This window comes from Streptomyces sp. NPDC020379, assembly GCF_044387105.1.
Lineage (GTDB): Bacteria > Actinomycetota > Actinomycetes > Streptomycetales > Streptomycetaceae > Streptomyces.
Window position 1 is genome coordinate 111,864 of sequence record NZ_JBIRVR010000022.1, and the last position, 16,933, is coordinate 128,796.

A 16,933-nucleotide genomic window follows, 5' to 3' on the forward strand; every position below is an offset into this window, starting at 1 on the left:
CCGCGTCAGGCACCGCCGCCGGCGGCGGTGTCCAGGACCCCGGGCAGGGCCCGGAGGAACGTTTCCACCTCATCTTCGGTGATGATCAGCGGTGGGGCCAGCCGCACCACGTCGGGTGCGACCGCGTTCACCAGGAGCCCGGTGTCCTGTGCCGCTTGCTGCACCTTCGGTGCGAGTGGCTCGGAAAGGACAATACCCAGCAGCAGGCCGGAGCCACGGACGTGGTCGACGAGGGGGTGCGCGAGCGCAGCGATCCCGTCACGCAGCCGCTCCCCCGTGCGCTTCACCCGGTCCAGGATTCCCTCGGTCCGAAGGGTGTCCAGGACGGCCAGGGCGGCGGCGCAGGCGACGGGGTTGCCGCCGAAGGTCGAGCCGTGCTGACCGGGCGTCAGCAGGTCGGCGGCCGGGCCGAAGGCCAGGGTCGCGCCGATCGGCAGACCGCCGCCGAGCCCCTTGGCGAGGGTGACCACATCGGGCTCGACGCCCTGCGCCTGGTGCTCGAACCAGTGCCCGGTGCGGCCGATACCTGTCTGGATCTCGTCCAGCACGAGCAGCGTCCCGGTGGCCCGGGTGATCTCGCGGGCGGCGGCCAGATAGCCCCGGGGCGGCACGACGACGCCGTTCTCGCCCTGGACCGGCTCCAGCACCACGAGCGCGGTGTCGGTGGTGACCGCGGCCCGGAGCGCCTCGGTGTCCCCGTACGGCACATGCGTGACGTCCCCCGGCAGCGGCAGGAACGGTTCCTGCTTGGCGGGCTGCCCGGTGAGGGCGAGGGCGCCCATGGTGCGGCCGTGGAAGCCGCCGGCGGCCGCGACCGTGTGCGTACGGCCCGTACGCCGTCCGATCTTGAACGCGGCCTCGACGGCCTCCGCGCCGGAGTTGGCGAAGTAGACGCGGCCGGGGCGGCCGGCGAGGCCCAGCAGGCGCTCGGCGAGGGCGACGGTGGGCTCGGCGGTGAAGAGGTTGGAGACGTGGCCGAGGGTGGCGATCTGCTCGGACACCGCGCGCACGACGGCCGGGTGGGCGTGGCCGAGGGCGTTGACGGCGATCCCGCCGACGAGGTCGAGGTAGGCCCGGCCGTCGGCGTCCCAGACGGTGCTGCCCGCGCCGCGCACGAGCGGGACGCGGGGGGTGCCGTAGTTGTCCATCAGGGCGCCCTGCCAGCGCCGGGTGAGCTCGGCGTTGCTCATGCTTCCCTCTCCTGGGGCTCGTCGGCTACGACCATGGTGCCGATGCCCTCGTCGGTGAAGATCTCCAGCAGGATGGAGTGCTGGACCCGTCCGTCTATGACGCGGGCGGTGGTGACGCCGTTGCGCACGGCGTGCAGACAGCCCTCCATCTTGGGGACCATGCCGCTGGTCAGCTCGGGCAGCAGCCGCTCCAGCTCGCTCGCGGTGAGCCGGCTGATGACCTCGTCGCTGTGGGGCCAGTCCTCATAGAGACCCTCGACATCGGTGAGGACCATCAGCGTCTCGGCGCCGAGCGCGGCGGCGAGGGCCGCGGCGGCGGTGTCCGCGTTGACGTTGAAGACGTGACCCTCCGCGTCCGCGGCGTCGGCGCTGCGGGCGATGGAGGAGATGACCGGGATCCGGCCGTCGTCGAGCAGGGCCTGGACGGCTCCGGTGTCGACGCCGGTGATCTCACCGACCCGGCCGAGGTCCACGCGCTCGCCGTCGATCTCGGCGTAGTGCTTGGTGGCGGTCATGGTGTGGGCGTCCTCGCCGGTCATGCCGATGGCGAGCGGGCCGTGCCGGTTGAGCAGGCCGACCAGTTCGCGCTGGACCTGTCCGGCGAGCACCATCCGTACGACGTCCATCGCCTCGGGCGTGGTGACCCGCAGGCCCGCCTTGAACTCCGAGGTGAGGCCCATCCGGTCGAGCTGGGCGCTGATCTGCGGGCCGCCGCCGTGCACGACGACGGGGCGCAGGCCCGCGTGGCGCAGGAAGGCGACGTCCTGCGCGAAGGCCGACTTCAGCTCCTCGTCGACCATGGCGTTGCCGCCGAACTTGATGACGACGGTCTTGCCGTGATGCCGCGTCAGCCAGGGCAGCGCCTCGATGAGGGTGCGGGCCTTGGGCAGGGCGGTGTGCTTGCGGGTGCTCGTGGCCGCGGGCGTGGCGGGAGGGTTCATGAGGAGTACGCGCTGTTCTCGTGGACGTAGTCGGCGGTGAGGTCGTTGGTCCAGATGACCGCGCTCTCCTGGCCGGCGGACAGGTCGGCGGTGATCCGGATCTCGCGGTAGCGCATGTCGACGAGGTCGCGGTCCTCGCCCACGGAGCCGTTCTTGCAGACCCAGATGTCGTTGATCGCGACGTTCAGCCGGTCCGGGTCGAAGGCGGCGGCGGTGGTGCCGATGGCGGAGAGCACCCGGCCCCAGTTGGGGTCCTCGCCGTGGAGGGCGCACTTGAGGAGGTTGTTGCGGGCGATGGTGCGGCCGACCTCGACGGCGTCGGCCTCGGTGGCGGCGCCCACGACCTCGATGCGGATGTCCTTCGAGGCGCCCTCGGCGTCGCCGATGAGCTGGCGGGCGAGGTCGTCGCAGACGGTCCGCACGGCCTCGGCGAAGTCGTCGTGGGCGGGGACGACGCCGGAGGCGCCCGAGGCGAGCAGCAGCACGGTGTCGTTGGTGGACATGCAGCCGTCGGAGTCGACCCGGTCGAAGGTGGTGCGGGTCGCGGCGCGCAGCGCCCGGTCGAGGTCGGCGGCGTCCACGTCGGCGTCGGTGGTGAGGACGACCAGCATCGTCGCGAGCCCGGGGGCGAGCATGCCCGCGCCCTTGGCCATGCCGCCGACGGTCCATCCGGCGCCCTCGGCCACGGCGGTCTTGTGCACGGTGTCGGTGGTCTTGATGGCGATGGCGGCCTTCTCGCCGCCGTGCGGGGAGAGCTCGGCTGCGGCCTTGCCGATGCCGGGGAGCAGCATGTCCATGGGCAGCCGGACGCCGATGAGGCCGGTGGAGGCCACGGCGATCGCGGCGGCGTCGGTGCCCAGCACCTCGGCGGCCTTCTCGGCGGTGGCGTGGGTGTCCTGGAAGCCCTGGGGGCCGGTGCAGGCGTTGGCGCCGCCGGAGTTGAGGACGACCGCGCCGACCCGCCCGCCCTTGAGCACCTGCTCGGACCACAGGACCGGGGCGGCCTTGACGCGGTTGGAGGTGAAGACTCCGGCAGCGGCCAGGCGGGGCCCGGTGTTGACGACGAGGGCGAGGTCGGCGCCGCCGCTCTCCTTGATCCCGGCGGCGATGCCGGCCGCCGTGAACCCCTGTGCTGCGGTCACGCTCACGCTGTCTCCTCCTTCTCCGTGCCGCCGTGGGGGCGGCTGCTGGTGACGTTCTCGGCGGTGCCGGCCGCCCGTTCGCAGGGCGCCGCCCTGGTGAGCAGGACGGCCAGGGCGCGGCGGATGTGCGCCGCCCCCGACCGGGCCGGGTGACGCGGCCTCATGGCGCCACTCCCGTGGCCGGGAGCCCCAGCTCCTCGGGGAGCCCGAGGGCGATGTTCATGCTCTGCACCGCGCCGCCGGCGGTGCCCTTGGTGAGGTTGTCGATGGCGCAGACGACGACGATCCGGCCGGCCGCCGGGTCGTACGCGACCTGGAGGAGCGCGGCGTTGGAGCCGAGGACCGCGGCGGTGGAGGGCCACTGCCCCTCCGGGAGGAGGTGGGCGAACGGCTCGTCGCGGTACGCCTGCTCGTACGCGGCCCGCAGGCTCTCCGCCGTGACGCCGGGCCGGGCCTTGGCGCTGCACGTGGCGAGGATGCCACGGGGCATGGGCGCGAGGGTGGGGGTGAAGGAGACGGTGACGGGCCCGCCCGCGGCCGCGGTGAGGTTCTGGATCATCTCCGGGGTGTGCCGGTGGCCGCCGCCGACGCCGTACGGGCTCATGGCGCCCATGACCTCGCTGCCGAGCAGGTGCGGCTTGGCGGCCTTGCCCGCGCCGGAGGTGCCGGAGGCGGCGACGATCACGGCCTCGGGCTCGGCGAGCGCGGCGGCGTAGGCGGGGCAGAGCGCGAGGGAGACGGCCGTCGGATAGCAGCCGGGCACCGCTATTCGCCTGCTGCCGCGCAGGGCCTCCCGCGCGCCGGGCAGCTCGGGCAGGCCGTACGGCCAGGTGCCGGCGTGCGGCGAGCCGTAGAAGCGCTCCCACTGCCCCGCGTCCTTCAGCCGGAAGTCCGCGCCGCAGTCGACGACCAGCACCTCGTCACCGAGCTCGGCGGCGACCGCGGCGGACTGGCCGTGCGGCAGCGCGAGGAAGACGACGTCGTGCCCGGCGAGCGCCTCGGCGGAGGTCTCCTCCAGCACGCACCCGGCGAGCGGCAGCAGGTGCGGCTGCACCGCGCCGAGCCGCTGCCCGGCGCTGGAGTGCGCGGTGAGGGCGCCGACGCGCACCTCGGGGTGCGCGAGCAGCAGGCGCAGCACCTCGCCGCCGGCGTACCCACTCGCTCCTGCCACTGCCGCACGGATTGCCATCGGGCCCCTCCTGGTCGATGGCATGACTATACGAAGTATTGAAGTTTTATGCAATGCCCCTCAGGGCCCGGCGGGAGCTCATGACGAGGTGAGCGCGGGCCACCGAACAGGCGCAAAATGGGCACGTGGGCGTCCGGCGTATGTCGGTGGACCGCCTCCTGGCGCAGCCGTCGGGCCGCGGGCTGGTGGCGATCCCCCTCGTGCTGATCGTGGTGATCACCGTCGTGGACCTCCACTCCCCGACGGACGTCCACCTGGGCCCGCTGCTGGTCATCGCGCCCGCCCTCACCGCCTCCTTCGCCGGGCCGCGGCTGACCGCCCTGATCGGGGCACTGGCCGTCGCCGCCCAGGTCTTCATCGCCGCCTTCCACGGCGGGCTGACCACGACCAACCACGTGTCGCAGATCATCGCCCTGACCGTGCTCTCCGCCGTGGGGGTGTTCGTCTGCGCCCTGCGGGAGCGGCGCGGGCGGGAGCTGAGCCGGGTGCGGTCGGTGGCCGAGACGGCACAGCTGGCCCTGCTGCGCCCGCCGCCGCGCCGGATCGGGCCACTGCGGGTGGCCTGGCTCTATCTGGCCGCCGAGGACGAGACCCGGATCGGTGGCGACCTCTTCGCGGTCGCCCGCGCCACCCGCCCCGCCACCCGGGTGCTCATCGGCGACGTACGGGGCAAGGGGCTGGCCGCCATCGGCGAGGCGTCCGTGGTGCTGGGCGCGTTCCGCGAGGGCGCCCACCGCTATGCCACGCTGCCCGAGTTCGTCAGCGCCCTGGAGGAGAGCGTCTGCCGGGATCTGGAGGAGGTGGCCGACACCGCGCACGACCCGGGCGAGCACTTCGTCACCGCCCTCGTGCTCGACATCCCGGACGACGGCCCCGAGGCCGAGATGATCAGCTGCGGTCACCCGCCGCCCCTGCTGGTCCACGGCCACGAGGTGACGGTCCTGCACTCCGGCAGCCCCACGCCCCCGCTGGGCATGTGCGGGCTGCCCGGCCCGGCCCACCACGCCGACCCGTTCCTCTTCGCGCCCGGCGACACGCTCCTGCTCTACACCGACGGGGTCATCGAGGCCCGCTCGCCGGCCGGGGACTTCTACCCCCTCGCCGAGCGGCTCGCCTCCTTCCCCGCCGCCGGCCCGGAGGCGCTGCTGCGCCACATCCACCGCGACCTGCTCGCGCACACCGGCGGCCGGCCAGGCGACGACACCGCCCTCCTGGCGATCGAGCGCACCCCCGACCGCCACCCCCGCCTGCCGCACGGGACGGACGGCGACGCCGGTTCCCACCACCACGGATATCCACCCGGACGGGCCGCGCGACCGTCATGATGTTGTCGGCCCCGACCACGGCCGCGTGAAGCCCTCGACGTATCGCCATTTGCGCAAGCGCGTAACTGTAGGGTGCTGACGGTCCACGGCCCGGTCACGGGCCGTTCGACATGCCCCCCTCTCCATGTCCCTTCTCCGAGCCGAGGGCCGTGACCCTGAACATCTCGCTCGCCGCCCGCCCCGTGACCCACAGCCGCCGGATGCGCCTGTGGGGCCACCTGTCGCCGCTGTGGCGCCTGGACTGGATCCTGCTCGGCGCCGTCGTGGCCCTGGGCGCGACCGGGGCACTGCTGGCCTGGTCGGCCACCCGCTACCGCCAGGAGGCCCTGGGCGCCGACCCCGCCCTCTATCTCGAACGGCACCTGCTCAACCTGGCCCTCGGCCTGCTGCTGTGCGCCGCGGTCACCGCGGTCGACTACCGCAGGTCACGCGGCTACGCCCCCGTCCTCTACGGCGCGGCCGTGCTGTTCCTCTTCACCGTGCTGACCCCGCTGGCCAGCACGGTCAACGGCGCGCACTCCTGGATCGTGCTGGGCGGCGGCTTCTCGCTCCAGCCGTCGGAGTTCGTCAAACCGGCCGTGGTGGTGATGCTCGCGGCGCTGCTGACCGAAGCGCGCGAGGCCCACTGCGGCGAGGCCCCCCGCACCCGGCAGGTCGCGGCCTCCCTCGGCCTGGTCGCCGTCCCGGCGGCGGTCATCATGGCCAGCCACGAGCTGGGCACCAGCCTGGTGCTGGTCGCCATCACCGTGGGCCTGCTCTACGCCTCCGGGGTCCCGGGCCGCATCCTCGGCGTCCTCGGCGCGCTGGCCGCGGCGGCGGCCACCGCCGTCATCACCCTGCACCTGCTCAGCGCCTACCAGCTCAACCGCTTCGCGGCCTTCGCCGACCCGCACCTGGACCCCTCCGGCGTCGGCTACAACACCCAGCAGGCCCGGATCGCCATCGGCGCCGGCGGCCTGCTCGGGCAGGGCCTCTTCCACGGCGACCAGACCAACGGCGGCTTCGTCCCCGAGCAGCAGACCGACTTCATCTTCACCGTCGCCGGCGAGGAACTCGGCTTCCTCGGCGCGGGCGCCGTGATCGCCCTGCTCGGCATCGTCCTCTGGCGCGCCATGGCCATCGCCCGCCGCACCGAGGACATGTACGCCACGCTGCTGTGCGTGGGCATCGTCTGCTGGCTGGCCTTCCAGTCCTTCGAGAACATCGGCATGACCCTGGGGATCATGCCCGTCGCGGGCATCCCCCTGCCGCTGGTCTCCTACGGAGGCTCCTCGATGTTCGCCGTCTGCCTGGCCGTCGGACTGCTCCAGTCCGTCCAGCTCGTCACCACCCGGCCGCGCAGCCTCTGACGGCCCGGCCCGCCCGGAGGCGGACCCCTGTCGAGAGGGGGCCGGTCACGAGATATCTTGATGTCGAGCAATGTTACAGACGGACGTGGAGCGGAGCACCCGGTGACTGACTCGACCATCATCTATACGCACACCGACGAGGCCCCGGCCCTGGCGACGTATTCGTTCCTGCCCGTGGTCCAGGCGTACGCCTCGACGGCCGGTGTCACTGTGGAGACCCGTGACATCTCCCTGGCCGGGCGGATCATCGCCGGTTTCCCCGAGTACCTCGAAGAGGGCCAGCGGATCGAGGACGCCCTCGCCGAGCTCGGCGAGCTGGCCAAGACGCCCGGTGCGAACATCATCAAGCTGCCGAACATCTCGGCCTCGATCCCGCAGCTGAAGGCGGCCGTCGCCGAGCTCCAGCAGCAGGGCTACGCGCTGCCGGACTACCCGGACGACCCGAAGACCGACGAGGAGCGCGACATCCGCGCCCGCTACGACAAGGTCAAGGGCAGCGCCGTCAACCCCGTGCTGCGTGAGGGCAACTCCGACCGCCGCGCCCCCGCCTCGGTCAAGAACTACGCCAAGACCCACCCGCACCGCATGGGCGCGTGGACGGCCGACTCCAAGACCAACGTCGCGACCATGGGCGCCGACGACTTCCGCTCCACCGAGAAGTCCGCGGTCGTCCAGGCGGACGGCTCGCTGCGCATCGAGCTGGCGGGCGAGGACGGCAGCACCACCGTGCTGCGCGAGTCCGTCCCCGTCCTCGCGGGCGAGGTCGTGGACGCGTCGGTGATGCGCGCGGCCGCGCTGCGCACCTTCCTCACCGCGCAGATCGCCCGCGCCAAGGCCGAGGGCGTGCTGTTCTCCGTGCACCTGAAGGCCACGATGATGAAGGTCTCCGACCCGATCGTCTTCGGCCACGTGGTGCGCGCCTTCTTCCCGAAGACGTTCGCGGCGTACGGCGAGACGCTGGCCGCCGCCGGCCTGAGCCCGAACGACGGGCTCGGCGGCATCCTCAAGGGCCTGGACGCGCTGCCCGAGGGCGACGCGATCAAGGCGTCCTTCGACGCCGAGCTCGCCGAGGGCCCGGCCCTGGCGATGGTCGACTCCGACAAGGGCATCACCAACCTGCACGTCCCGAGCGACGTCATCGTCGACGCCTCCATGCCGGCGATGATCCGCACCTCCGGCCACATGTGGGGCCCGGACGGCCAGGAGGCCGACACCCTCGCCGTCCTCCCGGACAGCAGCTACTCCGGTGTCTACCAGGCCGTCATCGAGGACTGCCGCGCCCACGGCGCCTTCGACCCGTCGACCATGGGCTCGGTGCCCAACGTCGGTCTGATGGCGCAGAAGGCCGAGGAGTACGGCAGCCACGACAAGACCTTCGAGATCGCCGCCCCGGGCACCGTGCGGGTCGTCGACGGCGCGGGCGACGTCGTGCTGGAGCAGCCGGTCGCCGAGGGCGACATCTTCCGCATGTGCCAGGCCAAGGACGCCCCGATCCAGGACTGGGTCAAGCTCGCCGTCACCCGCGCCCGCGCGACCGGCGCCCCGGCCGTCTTCTGGCTCGACGAGAACCGCGCGCACGACGCGAAGCTCATCGAGAAGGTCCGCACCTACCTCGCCGAGCACGACACCGAGGGCCTGCGGATCGAGATCATGTCGCCGGTCGAGGCGACCAAGTTCTCCCTGGAGCGCATCCGCCGGGGCGAGGACACGATCTCGGTCACCGGCAACGTGCTGCGTGACTACCTCACGGACCTCTTCCCGATCCTCGAGCTGGGCACGAGCGCGAAGATGCTCTCGATCGTCCCGCTGATGAACGGCGGCGGCCTGTTCGAGACCGGTGCCGGCGGCTCCGCGCCCAAGCACGTCCAGCAGCTCGTCAAGGAGAACTACCTCCGCTGGGACAGCCTGGGCGAGTTCTTCGCGCTGGCGGCCAGCTTCGAGCACCTCGCCCAGACCACGGGCAACGCGCGCGCCCAGGTGCTCGCCGACACCCTGGACCGCGCGACCGCGACCTTCCTCGAGGAGGACAAGTCGCCGAGCCGTCGCCTGGGCGGCATCGACAACCGCGGCAGCCACTTCTACCTGGCGCTGTACTGGGCGCAGGAGCTGGCCAAGCAGACCGACGACGCGCAGCTCGCGGAGGCGTTCACGGCCCTGGCCAAGTCGCTGACCGAGCAGGAGAGCACGATCGTCGACGAGCTCATCGCGGTGCAGGGCAAGCCGGCCGACATCGGCGGCTACTACCAGCCTTCGGTGGAGAAGGCCGCGGCCGTCATGCGGCCGAGTGCCACGTTCAACGCGGCACTCGCGATTCTCGGCTGATCCAGCCCTGAGCCGCTTCCGAACCGCCCTGGTCGGCCTCGCGCCGGCCGGGGCGGTTCTTTTCCCCTGCCCCTTCCCGGCTGTACCGATGTACGGCTCCGCCGCGTGCGGGGCCCCGCCCCAGACCCCGAAGCACGCTTCGCGCGCTGTCCTCGATCGCCGGACGAGCTGATTTCAGCCCGTCCGGCGATCGAGGACAAGCGGCGCAGGCGTGGTGGGGCGACCCCTCAGTAGCCCGCCGGGCGTACCAGGCCCGATTCGTATGCGAAGACCGTCGCCTGCGTGCGGTCACGCAGGCCGAGCTTGACCAGGATGCGGCTCACGTGGGTCTTGACGGTCTGTTCCGCCACCACGAGACGCCCGGCGATCTCCCCGTTCGACAGGCCCTGGGCGACCAGGGACAGGACCTCGGTCTCGCGTTCCGTCAGGCCGCCGACGCGGTCCTTGAGCGGGGCGCGGGGGGTGCCGGTCATCCGGGAGAACTCGGCGATCAGGCGCTTGGTGATGTTCGGGGCGAGGAGGGCGTCCCCGGCGGCCACGACGCGTACGGCCTGGGCGAGTTCGGCGGCCGACGCGTCCTTCAGCAGGAACCCGGACGCGCCCGCGCGCAGCGCCTCGTAGACGTACTCGTCGAGGTCGAAGGTGGTCAGGACGAGGACCTTGACGGCCGCGCCGTCCGGGCCGGTGATGCGGCGGGTCGCCTCGATGCCGCCGAGGCCGGGCATCCGGATGTCCATCAGGACGACGTCGGGGGCGAGTTCGGCGACCTTGGCGACGGCGTCGAGGCCGTCCACGGCCTGCCCGACGACCTCGATGCCGGGTTCGGCGTTGAGCAGTACCGTGAAGCCCTGACGGACCATCATCTGGTCGTCGGCTATCAGGACGCGGATCGTGGTCATGCGGTGTCCTCAACGGGGTCGGCGGGAGGCTGCGTGGGCAGCAGCGCGGTCACTTCGAAGCCGCCGTCGGGGGTGGCTCCGGTGGCCAGTTCGCCCCCCAGCATCGCCGTGCGCTCGCGCATGCCGAGCAGGCCCTGGCCGGCGCCCGGCGAGGGCGGGGCGGCGCTGCCCGGCGCGCTGTTGGTGACCCGCACCGTCAGCCCGGTCCTGCGGTATCCGATCTCCACCCGCACCGCCGCCCCGGGCGCGTGCCGCATCGCGTTGCTGAGCGCCTCCTGCACGATGCGGAACGCCGACAGTTCGACGCCCGGCGACAGTGTGCGCGGCGTGCCGGCGGTCTCGGTGACGACCGTGAGCCCGGCGCCGCGGACGTTCGCGACCAGCTCGTCCAGCCGGTCGAGGGTGGGCTGGGGGGTGTGCCGCACGCCGTCCGCGAGGGCGTCCTCGGAGCGCAGCACGCCCAGCACACGGCGGAGTTCGGTGAGCGCCTCGACCGCATTCTCGCGGATGCCCGCGAGGTTCTCCTTGAGCTCTTCGGACGGGTTCTCGACCAGGTGCGGGGCGACCTGCGCCTGGATGGAGATGACCGACATGTGGTGGGCCACGACGTCGTGCAGCTCGCGGGCGATGCGGTTGCGCTCCTCGAGGAGCGTGCGCCGGGCCCGCTCCTCGGCGGTGAGCTCCTCCTGGACGACCAGCTCCGTACGGGCCACTTGGCGGCCGCGCAGCAGGGCGCCGACCAGCACGGCGATCGCGAGGGACGCGGCGGTCAGGCGCGGGTCGTCGGCGTAGCCGGTGAGGGTCGTCTCGCAGGCCAGACCCGCCAGCACGCTGACGACCAGCATCTCCACCGCGACCCGGGGGCGGACCCGCAGCGCGGCCAGGAACAGCACCCCGGCCTGCACGGCGAGTCCGGGGCCCGCCCAGGGGGACAGCGTGGCGCCCATATGGAAAGCCGCGGGGGACTCCGCGGACAGCGTGACGGTGATCATGACGACCGTCGACGTCCACCAGGCCAGGACCGGCCGGAACAGCGCGACGACGAGCGCCGCCGACTGGATCACGGCGAGCAGGGCCCCCACCGGGCCACCCAGCCGGTAGGTGAAGGCGTAGAAGTTCACGTTCGGGATGGCGAGGATCAGTGCGACCAGCACGAGGGGCACGACGATGGCGGGTCGCCAGTCGAGCCAGCGCGGCTGCCCGGCGCGGGGCGGCGGAGCGGCGCCCACCGGCCACAGGTCCTCGCGCAGCGTGCTCGGTGCGGCCTTCAGCGCTGCCGTCAGGCGCTTCATCGTGTCCCCCTCATTCCAAGATCAACCTTAGGCGGGCGCGCGGCGGCTCCATGCCCCGGCCGCCGGGCGGGCCGGTTCGCGGCTCGCCCGCCCCCACGCGGCCGCCCCTGTTCGTACGTGCGGAACGCCGCCCAGCAGATCAGCAGCGCCGCGCCGAACACCGGCAGCCAGGCCAGGCGGGCGAGTATCCAGCCGGGGCCGTCGGGGAGGGTGTGCAGACCGGGCAGGGCTCCGCCCGTGAGCAGGCCCGTCGCGGTGACCGCCATCATCGCCGTCTGGTGCCAGAGGAAGATCGTCATCGCGGAGAGGTTGACCAGCGCCACCGCCGCCCAGGCGGCGGGCCGCGCGAGTACCCGCCGCAGCGGGCCGAGGAGCAGCAGGGCCGCCCCGCACTGGGCGAGGCCGAAGGTGACGGCCGCGAGGGTGGGCGGGTTGAGGTTGGATATCGCTGCACCGGGGACCCCGACCATGGCGGCCGGGTAGCCGGCGAACGCCACGAGCAGGGCCGTGGCGGACGCCCCGCCGAGCAGCAGCGCCCAGCCGGTGGCACGGCCGCCCGCGCGGCCGCGCGCCCACGCGGCGCCCAGGCAGTACGGGACCAGCCAGCCCGCCGCCACATTGATCCAGCCGAGCGCGGCGGGCCCGTCCAGGCCGAAGCGGATCAGGTCGACGTGCAGCACGACGGCGAGCGGCCACAGCGGATGCAGCTTCGCGACCAGCGGGGTCGCCGCCGTGAGCGCGGCGAAGACCAGGAGGAACCAGAGCGGGGAGAGCACCAGCTTGCCCAGGGTGTACACGGTGTCCGGGCCCACCCCGGAGACGAGCATTCCGCCCACTGCCGCGGCCCACACCACCAGGAGGGCGGCGACCGGCCGGAACAGCCGGGCCAGCCGGGCGCGGAGCCACCGCCCGTACGTCTCGCCCCGGACGACCGCGGAGGCGTGGCTCCTCGCCGCCACCCGGCCGCCGACCAGGAAGAACACCGCGAGGGTCTGGACGAGCCAGGAGACCGGGGCCAGGCCGGGCGTGAACTGGAGCGGGCTGGCGGCGCGCACCGTGCCGCTGTCGGCGACCAGGGCGGTCACCAGCCAGTGGCCGAGCACCACGCCGAGGATGGCGAAGGCACGCAGGGCGTCGACGGCGCGGTCGCGGCCCGGCGGGGTGGCGGCGTCGATCCGCCGGACGAGGTCACGCATGACGGCCCTCCTCGGAAGGGAGCTCTCCGGAGACGATCCGGGCGATGTTCTTCAGGGCGGTGGAACCGGGCTTGAGGTAGTCGCTGTGGCCGCCGCCGCCCGCGTCGAAGACCCGGGCGCCGAACTCCGGGGAGACCGGGTCCGTACCGAAGCCGACCGTGGCGAAGGGCAGGTCGAGCCGGACGTGCGGCACGTCGGCGATCCAGTCGTCGGCGCCCCGGCCCGCCCAGACGACGGCCCGGGTGCGCAGCGCCGCGACGTCGTCGGCGCCGGTGCCGGGGCTGCCGAAGAGGACGATGTCCGCGACGTCCAGGCCGGGCGCGGCCCGCCCGCAGACCACCGAGCCGTAGGAATGGCACAGGAGGGAGATCCGGGCGGCGGGCTTGAGCTCGCCCAACTGGCGTACGAACGCCCGCAGTTCACTCGCGGCGCTGTCGGCCCGGCCCGGCGTCAGCACCTCCGTGCTGATCGTGCCCGGCGTCTTGTAGCCGAGCCAGGCGACGACGGCGACCCGGGCGCCGAGCTCCTGCCGGAGCGCCGTGGCACCGGCGCGGAAGCGCTCGTACGTGTCGAGGCTGGTGTCCGAGCCCGGGACGAGGACGGCGACGCGGTCGGCCCGGGCCAGGTCGCCGAAGACCTCGGCGGCGCGGCCGCCGTCGCGGCCGTCGAAGGAGAGGAAGTGGCGCGCCGGGTCCGCCATGGCGCGCAGCGCGGCGGCCCGCCTGCGGTCACCGTGGCCGTCGGCCGCCTGTTCGGCGGCCTGGACACCGCTGCGTGCGGCGGCGTACCGCTCGGCGAGCGCGTCCGGCGCCGCGGTCCGCAGCGGGGCGAGGGCGGCGGGGGCCGGTGCCGGTACGGCCGCGGGGCGGGCCATGCCCGATACGGGCACCGCCACCGAGGCGGCGACGAGCGCGGCGAGGAGGGTGCGGCGCAGTCGGCTGCGGGGCGGGCGGGGCGTCATGGCGGGAGGTTCCTTCCGTACCGGATGCCGGTCGTGCATCCGATAGGGAAGTTATGGATCGGCCCGTGTGGTCGGCGTCCCACCAGGGAGCCCACTTCGGCGTAGCTCCGCGGTATGACGGGTACGGGGTCGCGAGAAGGGTGGGGCCGGCCACGGCCCGCCCCGTGAATAGCCGGACTCCATAAAACCGGCGCCCGGGACTCCGTGGATCACCGCACCGGGCCGGTCACGTTCCCCTTGGCAGAGTGGCTGACGAGCCGATCTCCTCCCACGATCTCCGTGTGCGAGGAGTTGTATCTCTACGACAAATGGGGGTTGCGCCATGAGTGCCGAGAACATGGATGTGGTGGTCACCGGCCTCGGAGCCACGACACCGCTGGGCGGGGACGTCGCCTCGACGTGGTCCGGGCTGCTGGCCGGGCGGTCGGGGATCAGCGCCATCGAGGAGGAGTGGGCGGCCGGTCTGCCGGTGCGGATCGCGGGCAGGCTCGCGGTCGAGCCGACCGAGGTCCTGGATCGCGTGCGGGCCCGCCGCATGGACCGCTGCGAGCAGATCGCGCTCGTCGCGGCGCGCGAGGCGTGGGCGGACGCGGGCACGCCGGACGTCGATCCGGAGCGCCTGGCGGTGGTGATCGGTACGGGCACGGGAGGCGCCCTCACCCTGCTCGGCCAGGACGATGTCCTGGAGGCGTCCGGGGTGCGGAAGGTCTCCCCGCACACCGTCCCGATGCTGATGGCGAACGGCCCGGCGGCCTGGGTCAGCATCGAGCTGGGGGCGCGCGGCGGCGCGCACACCCCGGTCAGCGCCTGCGCGTCCGGGGCCGAGGCGATCGCGATGGGTCTGGACCTGATCCGGCTGGGTAGGGCCGACGTGGTGGTCGCGGGCGGTACGGAGGCGTGCGTCCACCCGCTGCCGCTGGCCGGGTTCGCGCAGGCCAAGGCCCATTCGACGCGCAACGACGACCCGCGGCGGGCGTCGCGGCCCTTCGACGTGGACCGGGACGGGTTCGTCATCGGCGAGGGAGCGGTCGTGGTCGTCCTGGAGCGCGCCGGCTTCGCGGCCGCCCGGGCCGCCCGGCGGCACGCCCGCCTCGCCGGGGCCGGAGTGACGTCGGACGCCCACCACATCACGGCCGCGCACCCCGGGGGTCAGGTGCGCGCCATGCGCAGGGCCCTGGCCGAGGCCGGTCTTTCACCGCTGGCGATCGACCACGTGCACGCGCACGCGACGTCCACGCCCAAGGGCGACCTGGTCGAGGCGGAGTCGGTCACCGAGGCCATCGGCACACACCCGGCCGTGACCGCGACCAAGTCGATGACCGGCCACCTCTTCGGCGCGGCCGGGGCGATGGGCGCGCTCGCCTCGATCCTCGCGGTCCGCGAGGGCGTGATCCCCGCGACGCAGAACCTCGACACGCTCGACCCGGCCGTGAAGCTCGACGTCGTCACCGGGCGGCCGAGGTACGGCGCGGTGACGGCGGCCCTGACGAACTCGTTCGGCTTCGGCGGCCACAACGCGTCACTTGTCTTCACCGCCGCTTCGTAGGCCGCTCACCCGGGCCCGACGGCGCGGTCAGATCATCAGGCGACCGCGCCGTACGCTCCCGTCACCAGCCCGCGCCGGCCGGCTGCTTCGTGGTGACGTTGACCCGGTTGAAGAGGTTGGTCAGGCCGATCCACAGGGTCAGGCCGGCGAGCTGCCGTTCGTCGTAGTGCCGGGCGGCCTCGGCCCAGATGTCGTCCGGCACCGGGTCCGGGCGGTCGCTGAGCCGGGTGGCGCACTCGGCGAGGGCCAGCGCGGCGCGCTCGGCGTCGGTGAAATAGGGGGTGTCCCGCCAGGCCGCCACGGCGGCGAGCCGATCGTCGCTCTCGCCGGCCTTCCTGGCGTTCTTCACTCCTCCGTCGACGCAGTAGCCGCAGCCGTTGATCTGGCTGACCCGGAGGTGGACGAGGTCGAGCGTCGCGTCGGGCACACCGCCCTTCTTCGCCGCCTTCATCACACCGAGGATGGCGGGCAGGGCCTCGGGGATGACCGCTGCGGGGTTCTGAATCCGTGCTTCCATGACGCGTCTCCTGTTTGTCTCGCTTCTCTTGTCACACCGACGGTCTTTCATCCGTCAACGCACTGACGGATCGCGACGGGAGAATGTGACAGATGACGGAGAAAGAGCTGCTGGCCGAGCGTTTCGAGGCCCACCGCACCCACCTTCGCGCGGTGGCCTACCGGATGCTCGGCTCACTGAGCGAGGCCGACGACGCCGTGCAGGAGGCATGGCTGCGGCTCAGCCGCTCGGACACCGACGGCGTCGAGAACCTCGGCGGCTGGCTGACCACGGTCGTCGGCCGCGTGTGCCTGGACATGCTGCGCTCCCGCAGGTCGCGCGGCGAGGAGCCGCTGGAGGCGCGGGTGCCCGACCCGATCGTCGACAGCCCGGACGGCATCGACCCCGAGCACCAAGCGCTGCTCGCCGACTCGGTCGGGCTCGCGCTGCTCGTCGTCCTGGAGACGCTGGCGCCCGCGGAGCGGCTCGCGTTCGTGCTGCACGACATGTTCGCCGTGCCGTTCGACGAGATCGCCCCGATGGTCGGCCGCACCCCGGCGGCGGCCCGCCAGCTGGCCAGCCGGGCGCGGCGTCGCGTCCGCGGGTCCGTACCGGCACCCGACAGCGACCTCACCCGGCAGCGGCAGATCGTGGACGCCTTTCTCACCGCCGCCCGCGGCGGCGACTTCGACGCGCTCGTCGCCGTGCTCCACCCGGACGTCGTCCTCCGCGCGGACACGGGCGCGGGGGCTCCGCAGGAGGTGCACGGCGCGGCGGCCGTCGCCGGCCAGGCCCTCATGTTCCAGCGCCTCTCCCACTTCGCCCGCCCGGCCCTCGTGAACGGCTCCATGGGCATCGTGACCGATGTGGACGGTGTCCCCATGGCGGTCATGGGCTTCACGATCGTGGACGGCAAGGTGCGGATGATCGACATCCTGGCGGATGCGGGGAGGTTGCGGGGGCTTTCGCTTTAGGGGTGGGGCGGGGTACGCCTGCGGCGGGCTTCCCCCTCTCCGCCCCTTCCCGGCTGTGTCTGATGTGCGGCTCCGCCGCGTGGGGGCTGCCGCCCCAGACCCCCAGCAACA

15 protein-coding genes are annotated in these 16,933 nt (G+C 73.2%); 5 read left to right on the forward strand and 10 right to left on the reverse strand.

The features are described from left to right. Window positions 1–5 precede the first annotated feature (5 nt). The 5 genes from ACH427_RS25655 to argC are packed head-to-tail and all read right to left on the reverse strand — an operon-like array spanning window position 6 to window position 4,462. Window positions 6–1,190 (reverse strand): acetylornithine transaminase, encoded by a 1,185-nt coding sequence (locus ACH427_RS25655; protein ID WP_398872936.1) that lies wholly within the window; start codon window positions 1,188–1,190, stop codon window positions 6–8. Further along, on the reverse strand, window positions 1,187–2,131 hold the full coding sequence (argB, locus tag ACH427_RS25660; protein ID WP_398872938.1) for an acetylglutamate kinase: 945 nt from the start codon (window positions 2,129–2,131) through the stop codon (window positions 1,187–1,189). The genes ACH427_RS25655 and argB overlap by 4 nt, the downstream gene beginning before the upstream one ends. Continuing rightward, entirely contained in the window at window positions 2,128–3,279 is a 1,152-nt protein-coding gene (gene argJ, locus ACH427_RS25665) for a bifunctional glutamate N-acetyltransferase/amino-acid acetyltransferase ArgJ (protein ID WP_398872940.1), read from the reverse strand. The genes argB and argJ overlap by 4 nt, the downstream gene beginning before the upstream one ends. Beyond that, window positions 3,276–3,437 (reverse strand): hypothetical protein, encoded by a 162-nt coding sequence (locus tag ACH427_RS25670; protein ID WP_398872942.1) that lies wholly within the window; start codon window positions 3,435–3,437, stop codon window positions 3,276–3,278. The genes argJ and ACH427_RS25670 overlap by 4 nt, the downstream gene beginning before the upstream one ends. Next, window positions 3,434–4,462: an N-acetyl-gamma-glutamyl-phosphate reductase gene (argC, locus tag ACH427_RS25675; RefSeq protein ID WP_398872944.1), complete on the reverse strand. Its 1,029-nt coding sequence runs from the start codon at window positions 4,460–4,462 to the stop codon at window positions 3,434–3,436. The genes ACH427_RS25670 and argC overlap by 4 nt, the downstream gene beginning before the upstream one ends. A 140-nt stretch (window positions 4,463–4,602) precedes the next feature. Between argC and ACH427_RS25680 the strand changes: the two genes are divergently transcribed. From ACH427_RS25680 to ACH427_RS25690, 3 genes are all read left to right on the forward strand, one after another. Further along, complete coding sequence (locus ACH427_RS25680) at window positions 4,603–5,787, forward strand: PP2C family protein-serine/threonine phosphatase (protein ID WP_398872964.1); 1,185 nt, start codon at window positions 4,603–4,605, stop codon at window positions 5,785–5,787. A gap of 200 nt (window positions 5,788–5,987) precedes the next feature. Then, window positions 5,988–7,136 carry a rod shape-determining protein RodA gene (gene rodA / locus ACH427_RS25685; protein WP_398872966.1) on the forward strand — a complete coding sequence of 383 codons (1,149 nt, stop codon included), beginning with the start codon at window positions 5,988–5,990 and terminating at the stop codon, window positions 7,134–7,136. 102 nt (window positions 7,137–7,238) lie between these two features. Next, window positions 7,239–9,458 carry an NADP-dependent isocitrate dehydrogenase gene (locus ACH427_RS25690; protein WP_398872946.1) on the forward strand — a complete coding sequence of 740 codons (2,220 nt, stop codon included), beginning with the start codon at window positions 7,239–7,241 and terminating at the stop codon, window positions 9,456–9,458. A gap of 227 nt (window positions 9,459–9,685) precedes the next feature. On the opposite strand, the gene ACH427_RS25695 is transcribed toward ACH427_RS25690, so the two are convergent. From ACH427_RS25695 to ACH427_RS25710, 4 genes are read right to left on the reverse strand one after another with little or no spacing between them, the layout of a single operon-like run. Further along, complete coding sequence (locus tag ACH427_RS25695; RefSeq protein WP_398872948.1) at window positions 9,686–10,357, reverse strand: response regulator; 672 nt, start codon at window positions 10,355–10,357, stop codon at window positions 9,686–9,688. Next, entirely contained in the window at window positions 10,354–11,649 is a 1,296-nt protein-coding gene (locus ACH427_RS25700) for a sensor histidine kinase (RefSeq protein WP_398872950.1), read from the reverse strand. Before ACH427_RS25700 ends, ACH427_RS25695 begins: the two co-directional genes overlap by 4 nt. Further along, window positions 11,646–12,845 (reverse strand): acyltransferase, encoded by a 1,200-nt coding sequence (locus ACH427_RS25705; protein ID WP_398872952.1) that lies wholly within the window; start codon window positions 12,843–12,845, stop codon window positions 11,646–11,648. The genes ACH427_RS25700 and ACH427_RS25705 overlap by 4 nt, the downstream gene beginning before the upstream one ends. Continuing rightward, complete coding sequence (locus ACH427_RS25710) at window positions 12,838–13,806, reverse strand: alpha/beta hydrolase (RefSeq protein WP_398872954.1); 969 nt, start codon at window positions 13,804–13,806, stop codon at window positions 12,838–12,840. The genes ACH427_RS25705 and ACH427_RS25710 overlap by 8 nt, the downstream gene beginning before the upstream one ends. Before the next feature lie 322 nt (window positions 13,807–14,128). Between ACH427_RS25710 and ACH427_RS25715 the strand changes: the two genes are divergently transcribed. Continuing rightward, window positions 14,129–15,352, forward strand: coding sequence for a beta-ketoacyl-[acyl-carrier-protein] synthase family protein (locus ACH427_RS25715; RefSeq protein ID WP_398872956.1), 1,224 nt, complete (start codon window positions 14,129–14,131; stop codon window positions 15,350–15,352). Between the two features lie 61 nt (window positions 15,353–15,413). On the opposite strand, the gene ACH427_RS25720 is transcribed toward ACH427_RS25715, so the two are convergent. Then, window positions 15,414–15,869, reverse strand: a complete 456-nt coding sequence (locus ACH427_RS25720; protein ID WP_398872958.1) for a carboxymuconolactone decarboxylase family protein — start codon at window positions 15,867–15,869, stop codon at window positions 15,414–15,416. Between the two features lie 92 nt (window positions 15,870–15,961). Between ACH427_RS25720 and ACH427_RS25725 the strand changes: the two genes are divergently transcribed. After that, the gene (locus ACH427_RS25725) at window positions 15,962–16,822 is read left to right on the forward strand and encodes a sigma-70 family RNA polymerase sigma factor (RefSeq protein ID WP_398872960.1); all 861 of its coding nucleotides are present in this window, start codon (window positions 15,962–15,964) and stop codon (window positions 16,820–16,822) included. Window positions 16,823–16,933 lie beyond the last annotated feature (111 nt).

Excerpts from the sequence above, each read along its gene's own strand:
- ACH427_RS25655 (WP_398872936.1), bottom strand. The coding sequence starts at position 1,190 with ATGAGCAACGCCGAGCTCACCCGGCGCTGGCAGGGCGCCCTGATGGAC.
- argB (WP_398872938.1), bottom strand. The coding sequence starts at position 2,131 with ATGAACCCTCCCGCCACGCCCGCGGCCACGAGCACCCGCAAGCACACC.
- ACH427_RS25670 (WP_398872942.1), bottom strand. The coding sequence starts at position 3,437 with ATGAGGCCGCGTCACCCGGCCCGGTCGGGGGCGGCGCACATCCGCCGC.
- argC (WP_398872944.1), bottom strand. The coding sequence starts at position 4,462 with ATGGCAATCCGTGCGGCAGTGGCAGGAGCGAGTGGGTACGCCGGCGGC.
- ACH427_RS25680 (WP_398872964.1), top strand. The coding sequence starts at position 4,603 with ATGTCGGTGGACCGCCTCCTGGCGCAGCCGTCGGGCCGCGGGCTGGTG.
- rodA (WP_398872966.1), top strand. The coding sequence starts at position 5,988 with ATGCGCCTGTGGGGCCACCTGTCGCCGCTGTGGCGCCTGGACTGGATC.
- ACH427_RS25695 (WP_398872948.1), bottom strand. The coding sequence starts at position 10,357 with ATGACCACGATCCGCGTCCTGATAGCCGACGACCAGATGATGGTCCGT.
- ACH427_RS25700 (WP_398872950.1), bottom strand. The coding sequence starts at position 11,649 with ATGAAGCGCCTGACGGCAGCGCTGAAGGCCGCACCGAGCACGCTGCGC.
- ACH427_RS25705 (WP_398872952.1), bottom strand. The coding sequence starts at position 12,845 with ATGCGTGACCTCGTCCGGCGGATCGACGCCGCCACCCCGCCGGGCCGC.
- ACH427_RS25710 (WP_398872954.1), bottom strand. The coding sequence starts at position 13,806 with ATGACGCCCCGCCCGCCCCGCAGCCGACTGCGCCGCACCCTCCTCGCC.
- ACH427_RS25715 (WP_398872956.1), top strand. The coding sequence starts at position 14,129 with ATGAGTGCCGAGAACATGGATGTGGTGGTCACCGGCCTCGGAGCCACG.
- ACH427_RS25720 (WP_398872958.1), bottom strand. The coding sequence starts at position 15,869 with ATGGAAGCACGGATTCAGAACCCCGCAGCGGTCATCCCCGAGGCCCTG.
- ACH427_RS25725 (WP_398872960.1), top strand. The coding sequence starts at position 15,962 with ATGACGGAGAAAGAGCTGCTGGCCGAGCGTTTCGAGGCCCACCGCACC.